Origin of the sequence: Alteromonas antoniana, assembly GCF_019249295.1 — a bacterium.
Classification (GTDB): domain Bacteria; phylum Pseudomonadota; class Gammaproteobacteria; order Enterobacterales; family Alteromonadaceae; genus Alteromonas; species Alteromonas antoniana.
In genome coordinates this window covers 107,532-119,358 of sequence record NZ_JAESDH010000014.1, presented here as the reverse complement: position 1 = coordinate 119,358, position 11,827 = coordinate 107,532, and the positions used below count along the sequence as shown (strand labels likewise).

The 11,827-nt window shown below is 50.3% G+C and carries 8 protein-coding genes and 1 riboswitch; of the genes, 5 read left to right on the top strand and 3 right to left on the bottom strand.

The window, feature by feature from the left end:
- Position 1: 1 nt before the first annotated feature.
- The 3 genes from JKP77_RS13050 to JKP77_RS13040 all read right to left on the bottom strand — a co-directional run bounded on the left by JKP77_RS13050 (position 2) and on the right by JKP77_RS13040 (position 4,804).
- Entirely contained in the window at positions 2 to 3,577 is a 3,576-nt protein-coding gene (locus JKP77_RS13050) for an ExeM/NucH family extracellular endonuclease (protein ID WP_218311676.1), read from the bottom strand.
- A 306-nt stretch (positions 3,578 to 3,883) separates the two neighbouring features.
- A complete protein-coding gene (locus tag JKP77_RS13045; RefSeq protein ID WP_218311675.1) occupies positions 3,884 to 4,408 on the bottom strand; it encodes a DUF3016 domain-containing protein in 525 nt (174 codons plus the stop codon).
- Positions 4,409 to 4,501: 93 nt separating this feature from the next.
- Entirely contained in the window at positions 4,502 to 4,804 is a 303-nt protein-coding gene (locus tag JKP77_RS13040; protein ID WP_218311674.1) for a hypothetical protein, read from the bottom strand.
- A 662-nt stretch (positions 4,805 to 5,466) separates the two neighbouring features.
- Between JKP77_RS13040 and ccoG the strand changes: the two genes are divergently transcribed.
- The 5 genes from ccoG to JKP77_RS13015 all read left to right on the top strand — a co-directional run bounded on the left by ccoG (position 5,467) and on the right by JKP77_RS13015 (position 11,811).
- A complete protein-coding gene (ccoG, locus tag JKP77_RS13035; RefSeq protein ID WP_218311673.1) occupies positions 5,467 to 6,900 on the top strand; it encodes a cytochrome c oxidase accessory protein CcoG in 1,434 nt (477 codons plus the stop codon).
- Between the two features lie 5 nt (positions 6,901 to 6,905).
- A complete protein-coding gene (locus tag JKP77_RS13030) occupies positions 6,906 to 7,877 on the top strand; it encodes a serine/threonine protein kinase (protein WP_218311672.1) in 972 nt (323 codons plus the stop codon).
- A gap of 50 nt (positions 7,878 to 7,927) precedes the next feature.
- Positions 7,928 to 8,155, top strand: a riboswitch (cobalamin riboswitch).
- Between the two features lie 55 nt (positions 8,156 to 8,210).
- Complete coding sequence (locus JKP77_RS13025; RefSeq protein ID WP_218311671.1) at positions 8,211 to 10,130, top strand: TonB-dependent receptor plug domain-containing protein; 1,920 nt, start codon at positions 8,211 to 8,213, stop codon at positions 10,128 to 10,130.
- Positions 10,131 to 10,521: 391 nt separating this feature from the next.
- A complete protein-coding gene (locus JKP77_RS13020; RefSeq protein ID WP_218311670.1) occupies positions 10,522 to 11,154 on the top strand; it encodes a thiol:disulfide interchange protein DsbA/DsbL in 633 nt (210 codons plus the stop codon).
- Between the two features lie 63 nt (positions 11,155 to 11,217).
- Entirely contained in the window at positions 11,218 to 11,811 is a 594-nt protein-coding gene (locus tag JKP77_RS13015) for an HD domain-containing protein (protein ID WP_218311669.1), read from the top strand.
- Positions 11,812 to 11,827 lie beyond the last annotated feature (16 nt).

The following is an 11,827-nucleotide window of genomic DNA, read 5'->3' as shown; positions in this document are numbered from 1 at the left end:
CTTACTGAACGCGACAACCGCGAACGGTACACAGACGACGGTAGTAGGCTACATCACGTGCAGTGATCCTGCCGTCACCACTGAAGTCATATTCCATATCGGTAACCTGTCCGCGCACCACGGCACGCATAAAGTCTTTAATGTCGTTCTGGTCAACATCAAAATCGCCATCACGATCACCCAGCAGTGTCAGCTGGAAGCTGCCCACAACCGGATCATGATCTGAAGCGCGATATGGCAGTGTGTTCAGCCAACTTTCAGGCTTATATTCTTCGTTGTAATCAAACCCGCTAACCTCGTCGGTATTGATATTCCATTCCTGCACGTCAACCAGGTATTTATTCAAACCGGCATTGACCAACAGGTAATCCAGCGTGCCGGCCTGTGCATCAAACGAATAGCTGTACGCTTCATTGCCATGCTGAGCCGCAACCGTGTTGATGTAGCCGAAGGATTCAAACTCAGTGATAGGATCTTCTTTAGCGTAAGCATTCAGGTCACCAACAATCACTACAGGTACGTTCGCATAGTTATCTTCCAGCCATACCGACACCGCTGTCGCAGCGCGCGTCCGGGTAAGGTTACAGTTTCCCTGTACCACGCTGTCATCATTAGGAATGCCGTACTTATTACAGGAGCTGCCTTTTGAACGCAGGTGGTTCACGTTGAACACAAACTCACGCTCTGATTGCGCGTGCTTAAACAGCTGCGCAACAGAAGGACGGGTTCCGCGGTCGCGGAACAGCGAGCCGTACTCGTCGGTAATCGCATTCGCTTCCATCAGGACCTTCGGTGCACCTACCGGGGTAACTACAGAAGGACGATAGATGATCGCTGACATAATGGCGTCAGTTCCTAACAGCCCGCTTTCGTCGTTGCCAGAGACATCAATATACGCATAGGTATCAGGCCCAAAAGCGGCGTTTAATTCGTCAACCAGCTGCGCAAGCGTGCTGTCTTCGCCGAAACCATCGTTCTCCACTTCTATCAGACCTAATACATCCGCATTCATGTCATCCAGTGCATTGATAATTTTGGCAAGCTGTCGCTCATATTCTGAGTAGGTATCAGCGCCACGTTCGGTTGGGAATCCACCGCCGTTGCCGTCACCATTGAACAGGTTCAGCACGTTAAAGCTGGCTACACGGAGGTTTCCGTCTTCAACAATGAGGTCTTCACGAACGTTTACCCGGGCCAGTTGAGGCTCGGTAACGGTATAGATACGGTATTCGCCGAACCCATAGCCCACTACACCGGTAACGTTGCTGATTTCATCGCCAGCCCGCACCGGATTGTAAGGACTCAATCCGTCCACAGGCAGCAACCAGTCGCCGCTGTCGGTGTTGGCGTCATAGACAAAACCGTTGGCATCATCATCCACGATAATATGGTTGCGGGTATATTCATCGCTGGCTGCGATTTGCTCTTCAGTGCCTGGCAGATACAACTGCGTGGGGTTGTACAGTCTGCCGTTTGATACGATAAGCTCGTTATAACTGAAGTAGTTAAAGTTACCGCTGATAGTCCAGGTTTCGCCACTTTCCACCAGCATGCCTTCGAGCGACTCAAAATCACTGTACTGGTCAACTGGCAGTGACAGGACAACCGGAGTCACTGAACCCGCACCACAATCCAGTACTTCTGAGTCCAGAGATACCTGAGTGACATCATTAAACTCGCCAGCACTACCAGACAATCTGACAACCCGACCTTCAGACACCGCCATATCACTGGTACCGGTATACACAAACACACCTTCAGATGTATTGTCGTTGGCATCGTAGTCAGCGGCCTCTTCCTGAATGTAGAATCCATTCAATGCCGGGAATACGGCACTAACCACACCTTCGATGATAACGTCCTGACTGTTAAACGGCGTCACATAGCCTGCGCCCTGCACCTGACTGATGAAGGTGGCGTCATCACCACACTGGCCGAGTACCAGTCCGTTGTCGTCACCGCTACAGATGGCATCATCTTCAACCGTAAAAGTCTGGTTAGTGTTAATGTTTCCGGGGCTCTCCGGGGAAGGGTCTGTCCATACGAAAGAGCAGACCTTGTTGCCACTACCGACTTTCTGCAATGAGTAGCCTACCGGCGTACTGCTGGTTTCTGACACGCTGAGATCGACACTGGTCATGCCTGCAGCCGGTCCTTCAGTCGCTTCGACCTCACCTTCGTAGCTGATAAATTCCACCACAGTATCGCCGACTACCAGTGCAATGGCGTCGTTGCCATTTTGCAGGCTTCCAGCCGATGCGAAGACGGTACCAAAACCGTTTTGCTGATCCGGGATCGAACCTGAGAATGTCAGAGTCTCATAAGCACCACCGCCATTACCGTTATACAGCACAACTGTAACTGCCGATAAATCGGTTCCTGCGGGACCAGCAATTTCTACCATTTCACCGGTATCAGTACTCACATTGTCATAATGGAATTCGTTGATAAATAATCCGGTGATATCGCCGGTATCGCCACCGCCGTTATTATCGCCGTCATCACCGCCGCCATTGTTGCCACCGTCATCGCCGCCATCATCACCAGAGCCAAACGACTGACCCGTATTGACTGCGTCAAAGGTGTCTGTCATCGGCGTTTGCCAGCTGAACTGACTGTAAGCGGTGCCTGTACCAGCCAACTGCAAAGAGTAGCCCACCGGTGTACTGCCGGATTCTGCAACGCCAATATCTTCACTGACCATGCCGTCAGCCGGACCACCTACTGCGGTAAAGCTGCCTTCATAGCTTAAAAACTGCACGACCACACCCAGCGGATCCACCAGTGCAAGGCCATCTGGTCCGCCGTTCTGAATACCTGATTGTGCGAAGGCAATGACGCCATAGCCGTTGTCAGCATCCGGGATCACACCGCTTAGTACCACGGTGTCATAAGAACTACCGCCATTGCCGTTATAAAGCACTAGCGTATAACCGGTTAAGTCCAGACCGGCCTGACCTGCCACTTCAATAAATTCGCCGGTGTCACCGCCATCATTGTCATAGTGAATTTCATTGATAAAGGGCTGAGGCAGACTGAATGTCTGTTCTTCGTTAATGGCCCCCTGAGTGTTGGTTTCGCGAACCACCCACGTGAAATCTGTGTATACCGTGCCCTGACCGGCCAGTTGAAGAGAAGCGCCTACTGGCGTGGAACTGGTCTCGCTTACGCCAATGTCGGTGCTTTCTGTGCCTGTTGCGGCACCGTCGTTTGCGATGAACGTGCCTTCATAGCTAAGAAACTGAACAACCGAGCCATCATCGGCGATAAGCGCCAGCCCATCCGGGCTTCCGTTTTGAATACCGTTCGATGGAAGCGAAAAATCGTAGATGTCTTTTCCGCCCTCGGTACTTGTCGGCGTAGAAAATGCCAGCGTGTTGTAGCTGTTACCATTGTTGCCATTGTAAAGAACAACACTGTAAGCCGATAAGTCCGTTCCCTGTGGGGCAACCACTTCAATAAATTCGCCGCTATCCGTGCTGGCGTTGTCATAGTGAATTTCGTTAATAAAAATATCTGTCGCTAGTGCAGATGTAGAGAACATCGCAGCTAACAACGCTGGGTAGCGTAATGTCATGTGGATCCCTATTTTTGGTTTTGTTGCGTATCCTGCACATTAAACTGCAATGCACAAAAGGACTGAAAATGTAACAGTCCTTTATGACAGTAATCTTACCTTGACCACTTAATCAACAATTATTTTTATATCACTTTAAAATCAAGCACTTAACATTATATCAACTTGGGATTCCGTGTTAATTTTTCCGACACTAAAAACACAAAGGATCGCGCAAAAAAAACCGGAAAATCAAACAACTTTTGATTTTCCGGCACGTTTTTTATATTACACATTGTGTAAAGAAATCTGACAGCCGCGCTGGGCCTATTGTTTTACAACCACGTCGGTCATTTCTTCATTAAACCATTCGCGGATCATTTCTTTTTCGTATGCCAGGTTATCGCGGTGACGTTTTCGGGCAAGGCCATCCATGAATCCCATGTCTTTAAGCTTGACGTCTGCGCTTTTGATGGTTGCACCTGACGCATCTGTCAACGTATAGCTGAATGCGATACGTGGAATGTCTATCTCTTTAATAAGTCGAATATCCGTTCCGGCTGAACTTCCAAAGCCAACGAAACTGCTTGGCCATACCTGCCCGGCAAGGTCTAAATTAGTCACGGTGACAGACCACGTTTGCCCATCAGGCAGAGACTCTGCAAGTTCTGCAAAGTATTCTTCAAGGGCGTTAAACGTGCGTTTTTGAAATCCGCCTCGCGACTCATTTGCGGGCTTCACGTCAGTGTAGGAGTCCGGATCTTCCCATTTCACTTCTACTTCTGCGGCAGACCAGACGGGTGCCGACAAACCCGCCAGAAGGATGGCGGAAAAGGCTGAACGATATTTCATATATACCCCCTGTCTCAGGTTCATTACCGCCTGTACGTAAAGGCACGCAGCGCGGCTTTCTTACCTATGTAAGTATATATATTGTTACTGAATTCAACCTGAACGGTTCATCGCCACGTCAAGAAGCTGTGTTTGTTGAATTGAGGTACAGAAGTAACGGAGCGACGCACCGGAAATATACGGGTTTTTATCGCCTTTCATGCAGTAAAGATCGTAAAAATGATTTACGCCGGTACGGCTTTGCATAACTTCATCAAGGTACGCTTTCTGATAAGGACGCATTGCCTGAAAGTTAGGCGACACCTTTTCATTAAGTTTGGCCAGCTCAGCTTTATCCGGAATTTCAGCAATGGCAACCAGCCAGTTTGAAACGGTATTTTGTGCATCCGTAAACATATATTGCACAAAAGACGATCGGAGAACGATCGAAAGGACAATAATTTCTGCGATGACAACAAAGGAACGGAACATAACTTTTAAGCCTACTTAGTAAAGCAATTCGCTGTGTGATTTTAAGACAGCGTAACGATAGTCCGATTTTTGCGCGCTTACAGTAATGGGTTTTATACGTAGATATAGCAATTAATATACGCAGAGCCCCGTTCAACACTCCAGCATCGCTAAGCGGGTACTTACTTTTCATCCACGGGCGGACAAATTTAACGCACCATATGCTTAACAAGACAGCGACCTGTTGAAGGTTGTGTCTGCGCAGGCCCGATGACAGGCATGGATAACGCATATACCAATCCACAGTGATGCGCGCGCCTTTTGCGCAATAGAAAAACCTCAGTATTTCTTTCATTAACCGCACAGGATGAGGCGCACAACGGATTACCACTAAATGCGCATAGTCAATGACCATATAGAAGCGTTAGACTATGCACACTTTTTTATCCTGGCTGCAATGCAATCAGTCCTGACGCGGTCTGTAATACGCGGGGGACAGCGTTTATCTAAACCAGCACGCAATAATTTGATCTACATTAAGCCAGGGGTTTACAGGGTTGTTATACTTCGACCTGCTGAATCACCATTTGCATTAAAAAGGGTATCGAATGAACGAGCAGATCCCGGTGAAAAACGTGACACCGGTGAAAGTCCACAAGCCAGCCCAAAGTGACCAGGACAAACGCTACGCATCACGCAGTCGGATTTACGTGCGGGCCGTACAGGGGCCTCTGGAAACCTTCAGACGTTTTTTTGGCTTTTTCTTTCTTGCGTTATTTGCCGTGATCCCCTGGATTCAGTATGACGGCCATCAGGCGGTATTGCTGGATATCATGGAGCAACGCTTTACTATTTTCGCGCTTACCCTTTGGCCACAGGATCTTACCCTGCTGGCTTATATTTTTATTGTGTCGGCCTTCGCCCTGTTCTTTATTACCACCTTTGCCGGGCGGGTGTGGTGCGGCTTTATGTGCCCACAAACTACCTGGACGTATATCTACATCTGGTTTGAAGAGAAAATTGAAGGTAGCCGCAACAAGCGTATGAAGCTTGACGAACGCCCGATGGATGTCGACAAGTTCTGGCGCAAAACGCTGAAACACACCGCTTGGGTCGCTGTAGCGCTACTCACATCACTCACCTTCGTGGGTTATTTTACCCCAATCGGTCAGTTGTTTATCGACTTCTTCACCTTCAGCGCCGGCTTCTGGGCGGTGTTTTCCGTGTTGTTTTTCACCGTGTGTACCTATGGCAATGCCGGTTACATGCGCGAAATCATGTGTACGCACATGTGTCCTTACGCCCGCTTCCAGTCGGCGATGTTTGACAAAGATACTTTTACCGTGTCTTACGATGCCCGCCGCGGCGAGCAACGTGGTCCACGTCCCCGCAAACTCACACATGAGCAGGTACAGGAAAAAGGACTTGGTGATTGCGTGGATTGCAACTTGTGCGTACAGGTTTGCCCAACCGGTATTGATATACGCAACGGTCTGCAATATGAGTGCATTAACTGCGGTGCGTGTGTTGATGCCTGTAACGGCGTGATGGACAAGATGGGCTATCCCAAAGGCCTGATAAGCTTCACCTCTGAAGAAGAGTTGTCGGGCGGAAAAACGCACATCGTGCGCCCCAAACTGGTAGGGTATTTTGCGGTTCTGCTGGTAATGGTTGGCCTGCTGACCGCTAACCTGATGATGCGCATTCCGTTGGAAGTCGACATTATCCGCGATCGCAATTCACTGTACCGGGAAACCAATGACGGTCTCATAGAGAATGTGTATACCCTAAAAATACTGAATAAATCGCAGACGCAATACGCTTACTCGATTGAAGTTCTTGGCCTGCCGGATTATCGTTTTATTGGCGACACCACCATCACTGTGGATGGTGGCGAAGTGTACAGCATGCCGGTATCGGTAGCCACTGACGCCTACAATCTTGAGGATCCGGTAACCGAAATTTACTTCCGTGTGTCTACAACCAACAGTGACGGTGATACAGTAGAGGTTGAAGAGCCAACCAAATTCCTCTACCGGTAGATTTCATGACAGACTTTGCCTTTTCAGGGCTTGAGCCAGATACCATTCTCAACGCCCTGGAAGCCTGCGGTATTTTTCCGCAGACCGGCCTGCTGGCCTTAAACAGTTACGAAAACCGCGTTTATCAGTTTCAGGCCGATGATGGCCAACGGATGGTAGTGAAATTCTACCGTCCGGCACGCTGGACCGATGCGCAAATTCAGGAAGAACACAACTTTGCACTGGAACTGGCGGATGCCGACATCCCTATGGTTCCGCCCATGATCATCGATGGGAAAACCCTTCACCATGCCGAGGGATTTCGCTTTGCTGTTTTCCCTTCAGTGGGAGGCCGTCAATTCGAGGTCGACAATTTAGACCAGCTTGAGTGGATGGGCCGCTTTATCGGGCGTATTCACCGGGTGGCCCAGAGTCAACCCTTCACGCAGCGCCCACAACTGGACACTGACAGTTTTCTGCTAAAGCCACGGGATGTTCTGGAACACAGTACCCTGCTACCAGACTCACTGAAAACGGCATTTTTTGCTATTCTCGATCCGGTTATAAAAGAGACCATTGCCCGGTTTGCGCCCCACGATTCAATTCGCCTGCACGGTGACTGCCACCCGGGTAATATTCTGTGGCGTGATGGCCCCATGTTTGTCGACCTGGATGACTGTCGAATGGGGCCAGCCATTCAGGACTTATGGATGATGCTGTGCGGAGACCGGCAGCAGCAATTACTGCAGCTGGACGTGCTGGTTGAAGCCTATGAAGAGTTTCACACTTTTGACAAACGACAGTTGCCACTTATCGAACCGCTGCGCGCCATGCGCATGGTCCACTATATGGCGTGGCTGTCACGTCGATGGGAAGATCCTGCCTTCCCCCGTGCTTTCCCCTGGTTTGCCGAGCCCAAATACTGGGAAGGACAAATCCTGGCTCTGAAAGAGCAGCTTGCTGCACTGGATGAACCGACACTCACGGTAGGGATGTAGCACACGGCACTTCATTGCTACAACACTTTCTATTTATCATACACTTAGATATACTCCGCCGCGTTCGTGGTGCCTCAGCCACAGGCCAGTGACTGAGGGTAAACGGGAAGTCAGTGAAATTCTGACGCTGCCCCCGCAACGGTAAGCTTTCGATCGTCATACGATCACTTGTCACAATCCGCAAAAGCCACTGTCAGCATAACTGATGGGAAGGCGTGACAAGCGGCCTCACAGCGCCAGAAGCAAGCCCGGATACCGGCCCGACATGCATGTCCAGATACTGGGCCCTTTTCAACGTAATGCACTCGGGCGGAGTGCGAGACGAGAACCAACATGACCAAAACACACGCACGACTTGTGGCGCCACTTGCGGCTGCCCTTTTTTCTTATTCCGGCCACACGCTGGCTGAATCTCACAACGACATTGAAACCCTGACCGTCACCGGCACTCACCTGCCCTTTGACTTATCGAATCTTGCAGCATCAGTCAGTGTATTGTCTGCAGAAGACATTCAGGCTTCCGGTGCCACGCAACTCACTGCTTTGTTACGCGGTCTTCCCGGCGTCAGTATTGCTGCATCCGGCAGCCCTGGCTCGTTGACCGAAATCCGGTTACGCGGCAGCGAAAGTAATCACCTGCTGGTACTCATCGATGGTGTTATTGCCAACGATATCGGTCAGGGCAGCCTGGTAGATCTCGCCCACCTGACTACCGCCAATGTTCAGCGCATTGAATTACTCCGCGGTCCGCAGAGCGCATTGTGGGGAAGCGGTGCTGTTGGCGGCGTGCTTAGCATCACCACATCGGCAAATGGCAATGTCAAACCCGGAAATCACATTACTTCCCATGCCGGTGCCGGCACTCAGCAAACCTGGCAGGGCGGCGTAAATGCCACCACGCAGCGTGAGAATACCTCATTCACAGTGTATGCAGATTATCTGAAAACTGCAGGTGACAACATCTCACGACAGGGACCCGAGGATGACGGCTATAAAAACCTCACCGCCGGGCTTAACCTCAACACCAGCCTGACGAATAACCACAGCCTGACGTTTACCCTGCGCTCGGTAGATTACGAAAACGAGTACGATGCAACAGATTTCACTACCGGCCTGCCTGCCGATGCCAATAACATAACCGAAGGCAGCCAGCTCACCAGTAAGATCAACTGGCGGTATACACCGGCGCAAAATGGATATCAGAGCGATGTTTCCATACAGTGGCGTAGCGATGAAGCGGATAATATCACCAATGGCATTGACGCCGGCGGTACCACCGGTGAGCGTATGCAGCTTCAATGGCTGAATCGTTTCGAAACCGGGAACGGCTGGCAGCTTGCCGGTGGTCTGGAGTATCTGCAGCGCTTCTTTGAGCAGCGTGGTCCGACAGATTATGGCGATCCGAACCAGCACCGTCACGACACCACAACCAGTGTATTTGGGGAGGCGGGTAAGCAGTTTACAGACAGCGTCACAGCCACCTTGAGCGCGCGATATGACGATAACACAGAGTTTGACGAGGCGTTCAGCACCCGCGCTGGCGTTACCTGGCAGCTCGACACACAATATGCCGTTTTTGCCAGTGTCGGCCAGGCAGTGAAAAACCCCACTTTCACAGAACGTTTCGGTTACTATCCCGGAACCTTTACTGGCAACCCCGATCTGGAACCAGAAATCAGTCGTGAAATAGAGTTAGGGTTTCGTGCCAACTGGAATGACGCCAGTGCAGAAGTCAGCACGTATTTCACCAGGCTCGAAGATGAAATCCTTGGCTACGTGTTTGTCCCCGATATCGGAGCCACGGCACAGAACGCAGGAAGTGACAGCGAGCGTCAGGGCATTGATGCCAGCGTGAACTGGGCCTTTACCAGCACGGATATCACCTTGAGTTATAGCTACCTGGATGCCAGCCAGGAAGAGGGCGCAGATAACATCACTGAGTTAAGACGGGCTCGTCATCAGGGCGCGATCACCATTCGCAGCGACTTTAATACCGACAAGTTCACCGGATATGCGAAGCTTGCCTATACCGGCTCGCGTCTGGATACCTTTTATCCTCCCTATCCAGCAGATGCGCAAACTATCGGCCTGCATCCATACACGCTGGTAACGCTGAATGCCCGGTATCAGATTACCGACACCTGGAGCACGAACCTGAGGATAAACAATGCGTTCAATGCGGGTTTTGAGGATATCGTCGGGTATCAGGGTGATGACCGCAGCGCCTTGTTGAGCGTCACGCTGCAATATTAATGTCCCTGCCAGCAACTCAAGCGGGATAGCTGCCAACGCATGCCGGGGTTATATTCTCATATAAACCCGGCTTTTCACCCATACTATTCTCGACTGAAATTTTGTTAATCCTGTCGTGTTTTCGGGCACTTTTTATCGAATTGCGTTTCAATATCCGTACGATAGGCCCATACGCCGATTTTAACAGCCGGATTACGCTAGCAGGATTACTGCCCCGCTCAACCGGGCAAGCGGTTATATTCAGCTGGCAATGCGAAAAGCGAAAACTAAACAATACATTGTGGATACGTTGCAACCGAATCAGGGCAGATGCGAATAAGTCTACCCTAGGCGAGTCAAAACCCTTGTGATACTCTCTTCGGCTGTTAGGCATTACCCCAAGGAAAATAAAATGAAAAAATTTGCATTATTTATTCTGATGGCGCTGATGCTGCCACTTCAGGCTTGTGCTCAGGAACAGGGAGCGCGCTGGAAAGAAGGTACGCATTATATCGTGCTTGATGAGCCAGCTACGGCAAAGCCCGAAATTAAAGAATTCTTTTCTTACTGGTGCCCTCACTGCTATCGCTTTGAACCGCTGGTAAAGCAGATGAAAGAGAAAGCAGGCGATGACGTTAAACTGACCAAAGTACACGCGAATTTCATGCGCTTTGCCAGCACAGAAGTGCAGGATGAAGCGACACGTGCCATGATGATTGCCCGCGCGATCAAACAGGAAGATGCCATGAACGCGGCAATCTTCAACTACATTCATGAGCAACGTGCCTCTGTTACTGGCCTGAAAGACTTGCGTAATATCTTTATTGTTAACGGTGTAGACGCTGCTGAATTTGACAAACTGGCAAACAGCTTTGGCGTGAACAGCATGCTGCAAAAGAACAATAAGCAAATTGAGCAGTACCGCGAGTACCTCAGTGGCGTGCCAAGCTTTATTGTTAATGGCAAATATCAGCCGACATTCACCTCTGATATGACCATGGACGACATCGTCGACCTTATTGTGTGGTTGTCTGCAAAGGACTAACCGCAATTCACAGGAAATAAAAGACGCGCCGGTATGGCGCGTTTTTTTTCGGAGAAGTAATCTATGACCGACCTCTCAGCAATCAGCGACTTCATTCGGGAACTGGACAAACTTAAAGCGGTAAAGCGTCAGGTCCGTATACCTGAAGACGGTGATCGTCAGGAAAACTCAGCTGAACACAGCTGGCATGTAGCGCTCATGGCTGTCAGCTTGTCCCGGTATGCGGGAAGTGACGTCAATCTTGCCCGCGTGGTGCAGATGATCCTCATCCATGATCTGGTAGAAATTGATGCCGGCGATATGTTTGCGTTTGCCAGTGACGCTCATCACGAAGAACAGGAAGTCAAGGAGCAGGCGGCAGCCGACCGTATATTCGGGCTGTTGCCAACACCGCTGAACACCGAGCTTCGTTTACTTTGGCAGGAGTTCGAGGATGCGGAAACGCCAGATGCGCAGTTTGCTAAAGCCATGGACAGGATATTACCGGTATTTCAGAACATGAAAGCCGGTGGAGGTAGCTGGGCCAGAAACGGCATTGCCCGCAGCCAGATTTTGAAACGGAATGCCTTTCTTGAACAAAGTGCCCCGGCACTTTGGGACTATGTCATTGAACAGGCAGACATCGCCGTGGCGCGAGGGTACCTTAAAGACGCATAAGCCTGGGCCGCATCCA

Coding starts and splice junctions, on each gene's coding strand:
- JKP77_RS13025 (WP_218311671.1), top strand. CDS start 8,211: ATGACCAAAACACACGCACGACTTGTGGCGCCACTTGCGGCTGCCCTT.
- JKP77_RS13020 (WP_218311670.1), top strand. CDS start 10,522: ATGAAAAAATTTGCATTATTTATTCTGATGGCGCTGATGCTGCCACTT.
- JKP77_RS13015 (WP_218311669.1), top strand. CDS start 11,218: ATGACCGACCTCTCAGCAATCAGCGACTTCATTCGGGAACTGGACAAA.
- JKP77_RS13045 (WP_218311675.1), bottom strand. CDS start 4,408: ATGAAATATCGTTCAGCCTTTTCCGCCATCCTTCTGGCGGGTTTGTCG.
- ccoG (WP_218311673.1), top strand. CDS start 5,467: ATGAACGAGCAGATCCCGGTGAAAAACGTGACACCGGTGAAAGTCCAC.
- JKP77_RS13030 (WP_218311672.1), top strand. CDS start 6,906: ATGACAGACTTTGCCTTTTCAGGGCTTGAGCCAGATACCATTCTCAAC.
- JKP77_RS13040 (WP_218311674.1), bottom strand. CDS start 4,804: ATGTTTACGGATGCACAAAATACCGTTTCAAACTGGCTGGTTGCCATT.
- JKP77_RS13050 (WP_218311676.1), bottom strand. CDS start 3,577: ATGACATTACGCTACCCAGCGTTGTTAGCTGCGATGTTCTCTACATCT.